General features: G+C 69.3%; 13 protein-coding genes and 1 riboswitch. Of the genes, 6 read left to right on the forward strand and 7 right to left on the reverse strand.

Translation table 11 applies throughout. The features are described from left to right. Position 1: 1 nt before the first annotated feature. Both RTL41_RS02385 and htpX read left to right on the forward strand, forming a co-directional pair. Entirely contained in the window at positions 2-1,543 is a 1,542-nt protein-coding gene (locus RTL41_RS02385) for an EAL domain-containing protein (RefSeq protein ID WP_312160942.1), read from the forward strand. Positions 1,544-2,190: 647 nt separating this feature from the next. Next, positions 2,191-3,138, forward strand: coding sequence for a zinc metalloprotease HtpX (gene htpX / locus RTL41_RS02390; RefSeq protein WP_312160944.1), 948 nt, complete (start codon positions 2,191-2,193; stop codon positions 3,136-3,138). 4 nt (positions 3,139-3,142) lie between these two features. Here the strand turns inward: htpX and RTL41_RS02395 are convergent, their stop codons facing one another. Beyond that, entirely contained in the window at positions 3,143-4,144 is a 1,002-nt protein-coding gene (locus RTL41_RS02395) for a pyridoxamine 5'-phosphate oxidase family protein (RefSeq protein WP_312160947.1), read from the reverse strand. A 99-nt stretch (positions 4,145-4,243) separates the two neighbouring features. Further along, positions 4,244-5,038: an enoyl-CoA hydratase/isomerase family protein gene (locus tag RTL41_RS02400; RefSeq protein WP_312160948.1), complete on the reverse strand. Its 795-nt coding sequence runs from the start codon at positions 5,036-5,038 to the stop codon at positions 4,244-4,246. A 75-nt stretch (positions 5,039-5,113) separates the two neighbouring features. On the opposite strand from RTL41_RS02400, the gene RTL41_RS02405 reads away from it, so the two are divergent. Beyond that, on the forward strand, positions 5,114-5,710 hold the full coding sequence (locus tag RTL41_RS02405; protein WP_312160950.1) for a class I SAM-dependent methyltransferase: 597 nt from the start codon (positions 5,114-5,116) through the stop codon (positions 5,708-5,710). A gap of 162 nt (positions 5,711-5,872) precedes the next feature. On the opposite strand, the gene RTL41_RS02410 is transcribed toward RTL41_RS02405, so the two are convergent. Continuing rightward, positions 5,873-6,910, reverse strand: coding sequence for a ribonucleotide-diphosphate reductase subunit beta (locus RTL41_RS02410; protein WP_312160952.1), 1,038 nt, complete (start codon positions 6,908-6,910; stop codon positions 5,873-5,875). A gap of 132 nt (positions 6,911-7,042) precedes the next feature. Here RTL41_RS02410 and RTL41_RS02415 point away from each other — a divergent pair, with 132 nt between their 5' ends. Next, positions 7,043-7,696 carry a glutathione S-transferase family protein gene (locus tag RTL41_RS02415; RefSeq protein WP_312160954.1) on the forward strand — a complete coding sequence of 218 codons (654 nt, stop codon included), beginning with the start codon at positions 7,043-7,045 and terminating at the stop codon, positions 7,694-7,696. Positions 7,697-8,037: 341 nt separating this feature from the next. Here the strand turns inward: RTL41_RS02415 and RTL41_RS02420 are convergent, their stop codons facing one another. Further along, a complete protein-coding gene (locus RTL41_RS02420) occupies positions 8,038-8,868 on the reverse strand; it encodes a lipid A-modifier LpxR family protein (protein ID WP_312160956.1) in 831 nt (276 codons plus the stop codon). Positions 8,869-9,195: 327 nt separating this feature from the next. Then, positions 9,196-11,058, reverse strand: coding sequence for a ribonucleoside-diphosphate reductase subunit alpha (locus tag RTL41_RS02425; RefSeq protein WP_409418293.1), 1,863 nt, complete (start codon positions 11,056-11,058; stop codon positions 9,196-9,198). A gap of 325 nt (positions 11,059-11,383) precedes the next feature. Continuing rightward, positions 11,384-11,517: riboswitch (yybP-ykoY riboswitch) on the forward strand. Positions 11,518-11,597: 80 nt separating this feature from the next. Between RTL41_RS02425 and RTL41_RS02430 the strand changes: the two genes are divergently transcribed. Next, complete coding sequence (locus tag RTL41_RS02430) at positions 11,598-12,155, forward strand: TMEM165/GDT1 family protein (protein WP_312160957.1); 558 nt, start codon at positions 11,598-11,600, stop codon at positions 12,153-12,155. Here the strand turns inward: RTL41_RS02430 and RTL41_RS02435 are convergent. After that, positions 12,152-12,739, reverse strand: a complete 588-nt coding sequence (locus tag RTL41_RS02435; RefSeq protein WP_409418294.1) for a TetR/AcrR family transcriptional regulator — start codon at positions 12,737-12,739, stop codon at positions 12,152-12,154. The two genes, RTL41_RS02430 and RTL41_RS02435, sit on opposite strands and share 4 nt — an antisense overlap. Positions 12,740-12,855: 116 nt before the next feature. On the opposite strand from RTL41_RS02435, the gene RTL41_RS02440 reads away from it, so the two are divergent. Beyond that, positions 12,856-13,821 (forward strand): SDR family NAD(P)-dependent oxidoreductase, encoded by a 966-nt coding sequence (locus tag RTL41_RS02440; protein ID WP_312160960.1) that lies wholly within the window; start codon positions 12,856-12,858, stop codon positions 13,819-13,821. A 90-nt stretch (positions 13,822-13,911) separates the two neighbouring features. Here the strand turns inward: RTL41_RS02440 and RTL41_RS02445 are convergent, their stop codons facing one another. Continuing rightward, complete coding sequence (locus RTL41_RS02445) at positions 13,912-15,102, reverse strand: outer membrane beta-barrel protein (protein ID WP_312160961.1); 1,191 nt, start codon at positions 15,100-15,102, stop codon at positions 13,912-13,914. Positions 15,103-15,134: the final 32 nt, after the last annotated feature.

The following is a 15,134-nucleotide window of genomic DNA, read 5'->3' on the forward strand; positions in this document are numbered from 1 at the left end:
AGTGGACCAGACCCCCGAATATATCGCGGCGGCGGTCGTCGCCCGACGGGTCGAACGCGAGCGCCGGGCGCGCCGCGAAGCCGAGGCCCTGCTCGAATCCAAGGCGCTGGAGCTGTTCCACGCCGGCCAGGACCTGCGCCAGGTCTCCGAGAACCTCGCCTACCGCATCCAGGAGCTGGAGACCGAGCGGGCGCTGACCATGCACCTGGCGCGGACCGACAGCCTGACCGGCCTGCTCAACCGCGGGGCCTTCACCGCCGCCCTGGTGGGCCGGCTGGAGGACGCCCAGCGCACGGGCGAGCCGGTGGCGCTGTTCGTCATCGACCTCGACCGCTTCAAGAACCTCAACGACAGCCTGGGCCACGACGCGGGCGACCAACTTCTGGTCGAGATCGGCCGGCGGCTGAAGGCCGGCGCCCACGAGGGCGACGTGGTCTCGCGCCTGGGCGGCGACGAGTTCGCGGTGATCGCCGCGGGCGAGGAGGTCCGCGGCCGGGCCCAGGAGCTGACCCAGCTCCTGACCCAGACCCACGCCATCTATGGCCGCGCCATCGCGCCGGGGGCCTCGGTCGGGGTGGCGGTCTATCCGCACGACGCCGCCGACGCGGCCGACCTGCAGCGCTTCGCCGACATCGCGCTCTATCGCGCCAAGACCGCCGGGGGCAGCCGCTGGGCCGCCTTCGACGAGGACCTGCGGCTGGCCACCGAGGCGCGCCACAGCCTGGAGACCGAGCTGCGCCGCGCCATCCCGGCCGGCGACATCGTCCCCTGGTTCCAGCCGGTGGTGAACGCCGCCGACGGCCGCATCATCGCCGCCGAGGTGCTGGCCCGCTGGAACCACGCCGAGCGCGGCATGATCCCGCCCGGCGTCTTCGTGCCGCTGGCCGAGGAGCTGGGCCTGATCGGCGAGCTGGACGGGGCGATCTTCCAGACCGCCTGCCAGCGCGCCGCGCCGTGGGTGGCCGAGGGGATGATCGACACCATCTCGTGCAACGTCTCGCAGCGCGAGCTGCTGGACCCGGCCTTCTCGCGCAAGCTGATCGCCCGGCTGGCCGACACCGACCTGCCGGCCACGGCCCTGACCGTCGAGATCACCGAGACCTTCCTGGTCCACGACCTGTCGCTGGCCCGGCGGCACATCGAGCGGCTGGCCTCGCGCGGGGTGCGCATCGCCCTGGACGACTTCGGCACCGGCTACTCGAACCTGCGCGCCCTGCTGCAACTGCCGATCCATACGGTGAAGCTGGACCAGTCGCTGATCGGCGGGGTCGGCCGCGACCCGCGGGTCTCCAAGCTGGTCCGCGCCATGCTCAGCGCCGCCAAGTCGCTGGACGCGCGCATCGTCGCCGAAGGGGTGGAGGACGAGGCCCAGGCCATCTTCCTGCGCGCCGCCGGCTGCGACCGCATGCAGGGCTACCTGTTCGCCCACCCGATGCCGGCCGAGGCCTGCGAGGCGCTGATGCGCGGCCAGGCGGCCGGGGCCGAGGCGCCGACCGACCGGATCATGGCCGCGGCGGCGACGCTGCGGACGGCGGCGTTCTAGCCGACAGCCCCGCGCCTCCCGGGCTACCCGCATATGGAGACCGTTCAGATGCTTCCCCTCTGGGGGGGTGTCATTCCGGTTTGCGCAGCAAGACCGTGATGACGCCTGTTTTTCCTCCGGCGGCGGCTGGCGCAAGCTGCTCGGTGGATTTTGAAACACCAAGAACACGAAGAGCACGAAGGGGCCGTGGGGGCGGCTGGCGTGGTGCGAGGGGTGGAGCGCGCCTTCGGCGCAGTTGTCGCCTTTGGCGCGGGCGCGCTTCCCGTGTCATCCCGGAAAGCCCGCAGGGCTTGTCCGGGACCCATTCGCGCCGTGCCTGACGAATGAGGCGCCGCCCTGCCCCAGAAGCTCAACTGACTTGATGGCGCCGGGAGAAGATGCCCCAAACGGGGGAGGGCGACCGCATATGCGCGGCGTCGCTCCCCGCCTCCGATCGTCATCCCCGGCCGCGTGGGCGTGCCGGGGATCCATACGCGCCTGGGATCGCCGGCAAGGCTCGGCGTCTATGGATGCCTGGCGGCCCGGCCATGACGAACTATTGGGGGAAATGTGATCGCCCTGCCTAGCGGGGAACATCTGGAGGTCCATGGCCCTGGATGCATGGGCGGTATTGCGCAGGCGGCCTGCCCCACCCCATATCCGCGGCCATGCACAACCATCTTCGCACCTTCATGCTGCTGGCGGGCCTGACCGCCATCTTCGTCGGCGTCGGCTATCTGATCGGCGGGGCCGCCGGCATGGCCATCGCCCTGGCCCTGGCCGTGGCGATGAACTTCTTCAGCTACTGGAACTCCGACAAGATCGTGCTGCGCATGTACGGCGCGCGCGAGGTCGATCCCTCGAGCGCCGAGCCGCTGCTGCGCAACTATGTGAGCGACGTCTACGAGCTGGCCGACCGCGCGAACCTGCCGCGGCCGAAGGTCTATGTGATGGAGAGCCAGCAGCCGAACGCCTTCGCCACCGGCCGCGATCCCGAGCACGCCGCCGTGGCCGCGACCGTGGGCCTGCTGCGCATGCTGGACCGGCGCGAGATCCGCGGGGTGATGGCCCACGAGCTGGCGCACGTGAAGAACCGCGACACCCTGACCATGACCATCACCGCGACCATCGCCGGGGCGATCTCCTCGCTGGCCAACTTCGCGCTGTTCTTCGGCGGCAACGACCGCGAGCGTCCGGGCGGGATCATCGGGACCATCGCGCTGATGGTGCTGGCGCCCATGGCCGCGGCCCTGGTGCAGATGGCGATCAGCCGCGGCCGCGAATACGAGGCCGACAAGCACGGCGCCGAGATCAGCGGCGATCCGCAGGCGCTGGCCAGCGCCCTGCAGAAGATCGAGGCCTACGCCCACGGCATCGTCAACGTCACCGCCGAGCGCAATCCGGCGACCGGCCAGATGTTCATCATCAACCCGCTGGCCGGGCGTGGGGCGGACAACCTGTTCTCGACCCATCCGGCGACCGGCAACCGCGTGGCGGCGCTGATGAAGATGGCCGGCGGCGCGCCCCGGCCGAACGCGCCGATCGTGACCGGCGGGCGCCGCGGCGCCACCGCGGTGCCGACGACCGACGGCGGCCGCGGCCCCTGGAACAGCTAGGGCCTCAGTAGAGCTGGGTCTTGTAGTTGCTCTCCAGACCCTTGGCGATCAGGCCGCGGTTGGCGGCCAGCCGCAGCAGGGTCGCCTGGGCCCCGCGGGCCTTGTTGAGCTTCAGGTGCGCGACCAGGGTCGCGGCGGGGTCGATCTTCGGCGCGGCCGGGGCCGACGCCCAGAGGCCGGCGCGCGCCAGCGCGGGGCTGACCGCGATCGCCGGCCGCGCGCCGTCGATGACGGTGGCCAGCAGCGGGGTCTTTTCGTCGACCACGAAGGCGGCGCGCACGGCCTCGTCCCTGGTCAGGTGGGCCTGGCCGCGCAGTACGGCGACCGACAGGACGCCTGGGATGATGCACAGCGCCGCGACCTTGGGCTGCTCGATCATGTTGCGATAGCCGAAGGCCAGGCGGTTGCCGGGGCGCTCGGCCAGGGTGGCGCGGGCGCCGTCCATGCGGATCAGCAGCCCCGCCGGGTCGCCCTTGGGGCTGATGTCGATCCGCCCCTGGGCGTCCATGGTCGCCAGGGCCAGGAAGCGGGAGGCGTCGACGAAGGCGGCCGGATCGGTCGGCGCGGCGCCCTCGCCCGGGCTCCAGAAGTCGGAGCGGATCAGCGCCTTGGCGCAGTGCACGAAGCACTCCTCGATGGCGATCTCCAGCTCGGTCGCGCTCACCGCCTTGACCGCGCCGTTGGCGCGCAGGGTCTCGCCGATCCCCGGGATCAGGAACAGCACGCCGGCCCCATGCCCGACCTGCGGCGCCGGCCCCGGATCGATGGCGGCCAGGGGGATGGCCAGGGTCCCCGCGTCCTTGACCCGCGCGAAACCGGCCGGGCCGCCCGCGACGGCGACGCTGGGGCCGTCCGCCCCGCCCAGCCCGACGAAGGCCACCGGCGAGGCGGCGATCCAGTCGGCCGCCGAGGCGTCCAGATGGTCGATGATCTTCATCTTCACCGGCAGGCCGGCGGCGCCGACGCAGTCTTCGAGCTGGGCGATCGAGGAAATGGTGTCGGACATCGGGCCGCTCCGGTTGCGAACCCGGAGCCTGCCTCAATTAATAATCATTCGCAACTAATACACGAAGCGCGGCCGGGATGAGCAGCGTCGGGTCCGGGGCTAGCGCCCCTGGAACACCGGCTTGCGCTTTTCGAGGAAGGCCTTGCGGGCTTCCTTGCCGTCCTGGCTGCCGAAGGCGCGGCCGATGTTGGAGACCTCGTAGCGGAGCTGCTGCTCCATATCGATCGACTCGTAGGACTTCACGATGCCGCGCTTGAGCAGGCGCAGGGTGATCGGCGACCACTCGCAGAGCTGGGCGCAGTATTCGGCCAGGCGGGCGGCGAAGTCGGCGTCGGCCACCGCCTCGCCGGCCATGCCCCAGTCGACGGCCTCCTGGCCGGTCAGGGTGCGGTTCTCCATCATGAAGCGCATGGCGCGCTCGTAGCCCATGGCCTGGGGCAGGGTGATGGTCAGGCCGGCGTCGGGCGAACCGCCGATGCGGGTGTAGCCGGCCATCAGCCGGGCGCTGGAGGCGATCAGGCGCACGTCCGTGGCCATGGCCAGGCCCAGGCCCGCCCCCACCGCCACGCCGTTGATCCCGCCGACCACCGGCTTGTCGCAGCGCTTGCGGACCGAGAGCAGGAACTGGCCGACCCAACTGATGTCGTCGAGTTGGGCGCTCATCGGCGTGCCCGGGTGGTAGGGCTCGGCGCCCGACAGATCCAGGCCCGCGCAGAAGGCGTCGCCCGAGCCGGTCAGCGCCACCACCCAGACATCGTCGTCCAGCGCGGCCTGATCGACGGCGGCGACCACGCCCCAGGCGAGTTGCTGGCTCAGCGCGTTCTTCTTCTCCGGGCGGTTCAGCCGGATGGTGCGGACGTGCCCGGCGTCGGACACCTCGACCAGGTTGGACATGCGTTTCCCCTCGTTCTTGCGTTGACGGGACAATGAACGCGGTGGGAGGTGGAGGCCAGACCTAAGGGGAACATCATGCTGCACGACCCCGACACCCTGGCCTTCTACGACCGCGAGGCGGCGGCCTATGCGGCGCGGACGCGGGGCGAGCCGGTGCGGCTGCGCGCCTTCCTGGAGCAGTTGCGGCCGCGGGCGCGCATCCTGGAGCTGGGCTGCGGCGGCGGGCAGGACGCCGAGCTGATGGCCGCCGCCGGGTTCGAGGTCACGCCCACCGACGGCTCGCCCGGGCTGGCGGCGCAGGCCCAGGCGCGGCTGGGGCGGCCGGTGCGGGTGATGCGGTTCGAGGAGCTGGACGAGGTCGGCGCCTATGACGCGGTGTGGGCCAACGCCTGCCTGCTGCATGTGCCCGAGGACGGGCTGGCCGACGTGCTGGGGCGCATCCATCGGGCGCTGAAGCCGGGCGGGCGGTTCTATGCCGGGTTCAAGTCGGGGGCGGGCGGCGATCGCGACAGCCTGGGCCGCTACTACAATTTCCCGACGCAGGAGACCCTGCGCGCGGCCTATGGCGCGGCGGGCGCCTGGGCGGAGCTGGAGGTCACGACCGGCCAGGGCGGCGGCTTCGACGGCGTGCCGCGGACCTGGCTGCACGTGCTGGCGGTGAAGGGGGCTTAGATCCCGAACCGGGTGTCATCCCGGAAAGCCCACAGGACTTGTCCGGGACCCATTCGCGCCGCGCCTTCGGAAGATGGCGAGGCGCCTGGGAGGCTTTCGAGATCAGGTGTTCATGGGTCCCGGACAGCCGCTGCGCGGCTTCCGGGATGACACCTGGCCGCCCTACTCCGCCGGAAGCTGGGTCTCGCCGCGCTTGGCGAGCACCTTGTCGAACTCGGCCCAGACGCCGTCGGCGCCGTGCCACTGGCCCTTGGTCGCGGCCTTGGAGTACTCGGTCGAGCGGGCCTCGAAGAAGTTGGCGTGCTCGACGCCCGAGAGCATCGACTGCAGCCAGGGCAGCGGGTTTTCCTTCACGCCGTAGACTTCCGGCAGGTGTAGCTGGCGCAGCCGCCAGTCGGCGATGAAGCGGATGTACTGCTTGATGTCGTCCGGGGTCATGCCCTGGACCTCGCCGGCGTTGAAGGCCAGGTCGATGAAGGCGTCTTCCAGGCCGACCACGGTCTTGCAGCAGTCGATGATGTCGTCGCCCACGCTCTTGGTGACCGCGCCGGTCTCCTTGTTGAACGCGTGGTAGAGTTTGATGATGCCCTCGCAGTGCAGGCTCTCGTCGCGGACCGACCACGAGACGATCTGGCCCATGCCCTTCATCTTGTTGTGGCGCGGGAAGTTCAGCAGCATCGCGAAGCTGGCGAATAGCTGCAGGCCCTCGGTGAAGCCGCCGAACATGGCCAGGGTGCGGGCGATGTCGGCGTTCGAGTCGACGCCGAACTTCTGCATGTAGTCATGCTTGTCGCGCATCTCCTGGTAGTCCAGGAACGCCGTGAACTCGCTATCGGGCATGCCGATGGTTTCGAGCAGCAGGGCGTAGGCCGCGATGTGGATCGTCTCCATGTTGGAGAACGAGGCCAGCATCATCTTCACCTCGGTGGGTTTGAAGACGCGGCTGTAGCGCTCCATGTAGTTGTCGTTCACCTCGACGTCCGATTGCGTGAAGAACCGGAAGATCTGGGTGAGGAGGTTGCGCTCCTTGTCGTTGAGCTTGGCCGCCCAGTCCTTGAGGTCTTCGCCCAGCGGCACCTCTTCGGGCATCCAGTGGACCTGCTGCTGCTTCTTCCAGAAGTCGTAGGCCCACGGATAGCGGAACGGCTTGTAGGCGAAGGACGGGGTGAGCAGGCCGGGCTGAGCGGACGTCGCGGTCACGGTTGCGGCTTTCGAATCTGACGGCTGTTGTAGGAGCCTATTTAGGCGCCGATCGGGCAGGAGCGGAAGGGCATATCTTGTGGTTGGGGCATCACATCACACGCAAGATGTTGTGAAACACGGGGAAGAATGATGGCTGACGAATATGTCGTCCACGGGGCCGCGGGATCGGGTTCCGTGCCCGTCGAGGCGACGCTGCGGCTGCTGGGCCTGCCCTATCGGGTGGTCGAGAACGCGCCCTGGGCCAGCAAGGCCGCGGCCGACGCGGTGGGCCAGGTCAACCGCCTGCGCCAGGTGCCGGCGGTGATCCTGCCGACCGGCGAGCTGATGACCGAGAGCGCGGCGATCCTCATCCACCTGGCCGACAGCCACCCGCAGGCGGGGCTGGCGCCGGCGGTCGGCGCGCCGCAGCGCGCGCAGTTCCTGCGCTGGATGACCTACCTGCCGGCCCAGGTCTATTCGATGTTCTGGGTGCGCGACGAGCCGAGCCGGCTGGGCGCGGACGAAGCCCACGAAAAGGTCATCCTGGAGCGGACCACCCAGCGCATCGCCGACTGCTGGCGGATGATGGACGAGCAGGTCGAGCCGGGCGACTACATCCTGGGCGCGGCCTTCAGCGTGCTCGACCTCTATGTGACGGTGATGTCGCGCTGGACCCCGCGGCGGAAGGTCTTCTACCAGGCCGCGCCGAAGATGAGCGCGGTCGTGCGCCGGGTGGACGCCGACCCACGGCTGGCGGACTTCTGGGCGCAGCGCATGCCGTTCGAAGGGGCGTGGGAGGGCTGAGGCGCGGGGTTCCGCGCGTTGCTGTCAGTTGAGCTTTTGCGGCGGGGCGGCGCCTCATTCGTCAGGCGCGGCGCGAATGGGTCCCGGACAAGCCCTGCGGGCTTTCCGGGATGACACGGGAAGAACGCCCACAACAAATGCGCCAAAGGCGCACTCCACCCTTCACACCACGCCATCCGCCCGCACGGCCCCTTCGTGCTCTTCGTGCCCTTCGTGGTCTTGGTGTTTCAAAATCCGCCCAGCAGCTTGCGCCAGCCGCCGCCGGAGAAAAACAGGCGTCATCCCGGTCTTGCTTCGCAAACCAGGATGACGCTTGGGGATGTTCGCCCTCGGGCGAGGGGTTACTGCTGGGGCTTGAGCGAGAAGGTGAAGGCGACGACCGAGTCTTCCTTGGTCTCCTGGCCGTAGACCATGTGCTCGCCCTTCACCTCGCGGTGGATGTAGCCGAACGAGGTCTGCACGGCGCCCTTGCGGTAGGCGACGCCGACATGGGCGTCCCCGACCAGGGCGCTGGAGGGATCGGTGGTCCAGCCCTGGCGGTCCCAGCCGTTGTCGTTGCGCAGCACGTTGAGGCCGACCGCGCGGCCGCTGGCGGCGGCGAACAGGTACCAGCGGCCCTGGTCGCCATAGGCCGCGCCGTCGCGCACGCCCATGTCGTTGAGGCGTTCCTCCACCGCGTCGTCCCGCTTCTGGGCGACGGTCAGGGTGGCTCCGGCCTCGGCCTGGCCGCCGGTGTTGGAGACGCCGACCCCGGTGTGGGGCGTCACGCGCACGTCGAGGGCGCCGGCGTCGAACCGCACCGGGGCCCAGTCGCGGGTCACGGAGACCTCGTAGGCGTCGGCGTCGAACTGCGACTGGCGCGGATCGAGGGGGGCCGGCAGGCCGCTGGGCGCGCGCACCGCGCCGCCGACGCTGAGCCGCACCGAGTCGACCGAGCCGCGCGCCGTCTTGCCGAGGGTGAAATTGCTGGTGGTCCAGCGGACCGGGGCGCCGTCGGCGGTGAACTGTTCGCGCTCGATCAGATTCGAGAAGTCGTCCTGCCGTATCTTCGGCGCCTTGTCGGGCGCGAAAGCGGCGGTCTCCGTGGCGCCACCTGGCCTCGGTGATTGCGCGGCGACCGTGGTCGCTGCGCCAAAACTCAAGGCGATGGCCAGCCCAGCCAACAGCCTCATTGCGAACCTCCCGTACCGCATCGTTGAGCGTGCGGCCCAACAAGCATCCTTCCATGATGATGGAATGACGCCAACGGAAAATCCGTTCCCCACCCCGGCGTCACATCCGGTTTACACCTGAGGTAATGGATTGGCGGACCCTGAGTCGTGCCGATCCGGCACAAGACAAGGATTCTGCATGCAATTTGTGCGCGACACCGCCCGGCGCGGCGTTTGGGCGGGCGCCCGCCCGGATGCAGAACGAGGGGCGCATGGCCCCTCGGTCGTCACGCCTCTTCAGCGCCGCCCTTCGCCCCTGCGAGCGAAGGAACCGCGACTAGAAAACGCCTACTGGCAGGCCAGGCACTCTTCGTAGTCGGTGCGCTCGGATGGCGCGTCGATCACCATGGCCACGCCCTCGCCGCCGGCGTGGGCGGCGCGCTGCACCGACTTGGAGCGCAGGTAGTAGAGCGACTTGCAGCCGCGCTCCCAGGCCTGCCAGTGCAGCATGTGCAGGTCCCACTTGTCGACGTCGCCGGGCAGGAAGACGTTGACCGACTGCGACTGGCAGATGTCCGGGGTGCGGTCGGCGGCCAGTTCGATCACCCAGCGCTGGTCCAGTTCGAAGGCGGTCTTGAAGACGTCCTTCTCGTCCTGGGTCAGGAAGTCGAGGTGCTGGACCGAGCCTTCGTTCTCCAGGATCGAGTCCCAGACCTGCGAGGTGTTCCTGCCCTTCTCGACGAGGACGCGCTCCAGGTAGGGGTTCTTGACCGCGAAGGTGCCCGACAGGGTCTTGTGGCTGTAGATGTTGGCCGGGATCGGTTCGATGCCCGCCGACGTGCCGCCGCAGATGATCGAGATCGAGGCGGTCGGGGCGATGGCCAGCTTGTGGCTGAAGCGCTCCATGACGCCCCTCTCGGCCGCGTCCGGGCAGGCGCCGCGCTCGGCCGCCAGGGTGCGCGAGGCCGCGTCGCACTGGCGGCGCAGGTGCTTGAAGAGGCGCATGTTCCAGCTCTTGGCCAGGGCGCTCTCGAACGGCACGTTCTGCATCTGCAGGAACGAGTGGAAGCCCATGAGGCCCAGGCCCACCGAACGCTCGCGCCGGGCGGCGTAGACGGCGTTCTTCATTTCCGGCGGCGCGCTGCGGATGAAGTCTTCCAGCACGTTGTCGAGGAAGCGCATCACGTCCTCGATGAAGGTCGGGTGGTCGCGCCATTCCATGAACTTCTCGGCGTTGACCGAGGAGAGGCAGCAGACGGCGGTGCGCTCGTGGCCCAGGTGGTCGGTCCCGGTGTGGAGCATGATCTCCGAGCACAGGTTCGACTGGCGCACCGACAGGCCGAGGTCGCGCTGATGCTGCGGCATCGAGCGGTTCACGGTGTCGGAGAAGATCAGGTAGGGCTCGCCGGTCTGCAGGCGGATCTCGAGGATCTTCTGCCACAGCGAGCGGGCGTCGACCTCGCGCAGGACTTCCTGGTTCTTGGGCGAGCGCAGGCCGAACATGGCCCCGTCGCGCACGGCCTCCATGAACTCGTCGGTGATGTTGATGCCGTGGTGCAGGTTGAGCGACTTGCGGTTGAAGTCGCCCGACGGCTTGCGGATCTCGAGGAACTCCTCGATCTCCGGGTGGTGGATGTCGAGATAGACCGCGGCCGAACCGCGGCGCAGCGAGCCCTGGCTGATCGCCAGGGTCAGGGAGTCCATCACCCGGATGAAGGGGATGATGCCGCTGGTCTGACCTGCGCCCTTGACCTTTTCGCCGATGGAGCGGACGCCGCCCCAGTAGGTGCCGATGCCGCCGCCGTTGGAGGCGAGGGCCACGTTCTCGTTCCAGACGCTCTGGATGCCGCCCAGCGAATCGCCGACCGCGTTCAGGAAGCAGGAGATCGGCAGGCCGCGGCCGGCGCCGCCGTTCGAGAGCACCGGGGTGGCGGGCATGAACCAGAGGTTCGAGATGTAGTCGTAGACGCGCTGGGCATGGTCGGCGTCGTCGGCATAGGCCGTCGCCACGCGGGCGAACATGTCCTGGTAGCTTTCGCCGGCCAGCAGGTAGCGGTCCTCCAGGGTGGTCTTGCCGAACTCGGTCAGCAGGGCGTCGCGCGAGCGATCAACCTCGACCTTCCGGACGAGCTGCAGTTGCGGTCGCTCGACAGGAGTCGCCGTCTGGGTCGCTTCCGAAACCGTCCGCATCACCGCTTCGCCGCTGCTCATGCCCCAAAACCCATAACTATCAGACGCTTTGCCTCCGGGACACCGCCCGGCCGTATCCATCGCTATATCTAGTGGCTGCCCCGCCCCCGATACGCTTCATATGGGGCCATGAAGGCTAATGACTCGTCAACGGTCTGGAGCGGTCATCCCCACGAGAATTTCGTTAACGCGTCATTTACCTTTGCCGCCAAGGCCCGGCGGGCTTGAGTTTTCCACAGGCGCTCCGGCTGCGGACAAAGCTCTCGCTCACGCGACTGTGAAAACTGGGGGCCGTTTCAATCGCGAGTCGTTCGCACTTGCCCACCGGCGGCCACCACCCTATCCACACGCCGTCACTGGGGAGTAGCCGCCCGTAGCTCCAGCGGGGGACACGTCAACAAACTTGCCGCGAGGCATGGCGTGTTCGGCAAGGACCCTCGGCCGTTTCGGCGGTCGGGGCGCTTGGCGAGACCTTTGGCTTTCGTGCGTCGGTCCATAGCGGGGTCGGCGGCGCGGAAGGCCATTGGTATGTCTCGACCCCGCCCGGACGCTCGTTCTTCATGGAAGCCTTCCTCGTCTCCACCGGCCTCGTGGCCGTCGCTGAAATCGGCGACAAGACCCAATTGCTGGCGATCCTGCTGGCCGCGCGGTTCCGCAAGCCCGCCCCGATCATCCTCGGCATCCTCGTCGCGACCATCGCCAACCACGCCCTGGCGGCCTGGGTCGGCGTCGCGGCCGCCGCCTTCCTGAGCGGCCCCTGGATGAAGTGGGTGCTGGGCCTGGCCTTCATCGGCTTCGGGATCTGGGCGCTGATTCCCGACAAGTTCGAAGAAAGCGACCGCCCCAAGGACCGGGCCGGCGTGTTCCTGACCACCCTGGTGGCGTTCTTCTTCGTCGAGATGGGCGACAAGACCCAGGTGGCGACGGTGGCCCTGGCCGCCAAGTTCCACCAGGTGCTGCTGGTCGCGGCCGGCACGACCCTGGGCATGATGATCGCCAACGTCCCGGCGGTGCTGATCGGCGAGGCCGCGGCCACGCGCCTGCCGCTGAAGTACATCCGCTGGGCGGCGGCGGCCTCGTTCGCGGCCATCGGCGCCTGGATCCTGATCGCCGGCTAGGCCTTGGCGGGCGGCTTCAGCCCGGCCATCAGCACGCCGATCAGCCGGCGGGCGCTGGCCTCCCAGCCGGGCTGGTCGTAGCCGTAGCTGACGCCGATCATCAGGCGGTAGACGTCCTGCGGCCCGATCTGCGGCAGGACGTCGCCGCCGGCGACGGCGGCCTGGGTCAGCCTGGCCAGGGCGTCGGTGATGGCCGCGCCCGAGGCCTCGTAGACCTGCTGGCCCTCGCCGGCCGAGGTGCGCAAGGCCGGCGCGATCACCCGCTTGGTCGCCATGTAGTCGACCAGCATGTGGAGCCACGCCTCCAGCGCCGCCCCCGGCGGGTGGGCGGCCAGCAGGGCCTCGGCCGAGGCGGAGAGCTGCTCCACCTCGCGCCGATAGACTGCGGCCAGCAGGGCGTCGCGGGTCGGGAAGTGGCGATAGAGGGTGCCGATTCCCACGCCGGCGCGGCGGGCGATCTCCTCCAGCGCGACCTCGGCGCCCACCTCGTTGAACGCGGCCTTGGCGGCTTCGAGCAGTTGCTCGCGATTGCGCAGGCTGTCGGCGCGCGGCTTGCGCTCCTTTTCTTGTCCGACGCTCACCATCGCTCCCTTGAAAACGGAGGGGCCCTCCGTATATAATCCGGAGGCCGCCTCCACTTCACATAGATAGGCGGGACGGCGGCCCCTCACAACGATCCCGTTCTAGCGGAGATATGTCCATGAGCGGACCTTTCGGAGCCACTTCCACGACTGACGAGGTGCTTGCCGGCGTCGACCTGAGCGGCAAGCGGATCCTGGTGACCGGCGCCTCGGCCGGCCTGGGGGTCGAGACCGCCCGGGTGCTCGCCGCCCGCGGCGCCAATGTCGTGGGCGCCGCCCGCGACCTGGCCAAGGCCGAGCGCGCCACCCAGGAGGTACGCGACCAGGCGGCGAACGGCGGCTCGCTGGAGCTGGTCGCGCTGGACCTGGCCGACCTTGCCAGCGTGCGCGCCTGCGCCGACGCCCTGCTGGCCGACGGCCGGCCCTTCGACGTCATCATCGCCAACGCCGGGGTGATGGCCACGCCGCTCGGCCGCACGGCCGACGGCTTCGAGACCCAGTTCGGCACCAATCACCTGGGCCACTTCGTGCTGGTGAACCGGCTGGCCCCGCTGCTGAAGCCGGGCTCGCGGGTGGTGGCGCTGTCCTCGTCCGGGCACCGGTTCTCGGACGTGAACCTGGAGGACCCCAACTTCGAGACCACCGCCTACACGCCGTTTGGCGCCTATGGCCGCTCGAAGACCGCCAACGCCCTGTTCGCGGTGGAGTTCGACCGCCGCCACAAGGACCGCGGCGTGCGGGCTGCGGCCGTGCATCCGGGCGGCATCCATACCGAACTTGGCCGGCACATGACCGCCGAGGACACCGCACGGCTGATCGAGGAGATCAACGAGGCCAACCGCCGGAGCGGCGGGCCGGCCTTCGAGTTCAAGACCATCCCGCAGGGCGCGGCGACCTCGGTCTGGGCCGCGATCGTGGCTCCGGCCGACGCGGTCGGCGGGCGCTATTGCGAGGACTGCCACGTGGCCGAGATCATCGACGGCGACGAGATGACCCGCGGCGGCGTGCGGCCCTACGCCGTCGACCCCGACAACGCCAGGGCGCTGTGGGCCAAGAGCGAGGAACTGGTCCAGGAACGCTTCTAGCCCGCCGCTTTCCTCCCTCGGACCCGAACGCAAAAGAGCCCGGCCTTTCGGCCGGGCTCTCCGCTAGTTCGGCTGATCGCCGAGATCGACTTAGAAGTTGATGTCGATCGTCGAGCGGCGGTTCAGCGGTTCCTTCACGCCGTCAGCGGTCGGGACGGCGAGTTCGGTTTCGCCCTTCCAATCCACTTGCAGCGCGCCTTGGTTCACGCCCAGGCCCACGAGGGCGTCGGCGGTGGCCTTGGCACGACGTTCCGACAGGCGGACGTTGTACGCAGCCGAACCCGAGGTGTCGGTGTGGCCGACCACGATCACGCGGGTCGCGTTGCCGCTGGTCGCGTAGGTCGCAGCTTCCTGGATCACCGTCTGGGCTTCCGGCGTCAGCACGTACTGATCGAACGGGAAGTAGACGATGAACTGCCGGGCCTCATACGCCGGCGGCGGCGGCGGCGGGGGAGGCGGCGGCGGGGGAGGCGGCGGCGGGGGCGGCGGAGGCGGCGGCGGGGGCGGCGGCGCAGCGAAGGAATAGCGCAGGCCGACGGTCACCGACTGGTCCGTGTATTCGCCCGTGAAGACGCCCGGTTGCAGAGCGTGCGAACCGACCGACGCGAAGTCGAGGTCCGTGCCGCCCAGGTAGCGGTAGGTCAGGTCGACGTTCAGGCGATCGGTGGCGCGCCAGGCCAGACCGGCGATCAGTTGCCAGGCCAGGGCCGTGTCGTCGTCATCGATGGTCAGGTCTTGATGGGCCGGGTTCGCGGCGCTGAAGGCGCCGGTGACCGACGAGAACTGACCGCGCGTGTCGACCGAGACGTGGTTGATCCCGATGCCGGCGCCGATGAACGGATTGATGACCGCGCCGGGGGCGAAGTCATAGAGCACGTTGCCCATCACGGTCCAGGACGTGATGTCGCCCGAGGCCGCGCCGCAGTTCGGGGCCGCCGCCGAGCGAACCACGCCCGGGGTGCAGAGGCCGAGGATGGCGTTGTTGGAGCCGCCGCGGATCGACTTCACGTCGCCGGGGCGGTAGCCGCCTTCGAGTTCGACGCGCCAATGCTCGTTCAGCTGGTAGCCGAGACGGGCGAAGCCGGTCCAATCTTCTTCCTGGTCGAACGTCCAGTTGTAGGGCGTGCCAGCAGCCGAGTTGTTGGACGATTCCGCCTCGATACCTTCAGGCCAGTGATAGCCAAGGTCGACAGCGCCGTACCAGCCAACTTCTTGCGCCGAAGCGCCCGACGCGGCGAAGACCGCAGCCAGGGCGGCCCCCGCTAGGAGTTTGAATTTCATATTCAGAGCCCTCTCTTGCCCTCTGCTGCGGC

It is taken from the genome of Phenylobacterium sp., from assembly GCF_031984885.1.
Classification (GTDB): Bacteria; Pseudomonadota; Alphaproteobacteria; order Caulobacterales; family Caulobacteraceae; genus Phenylobacterium.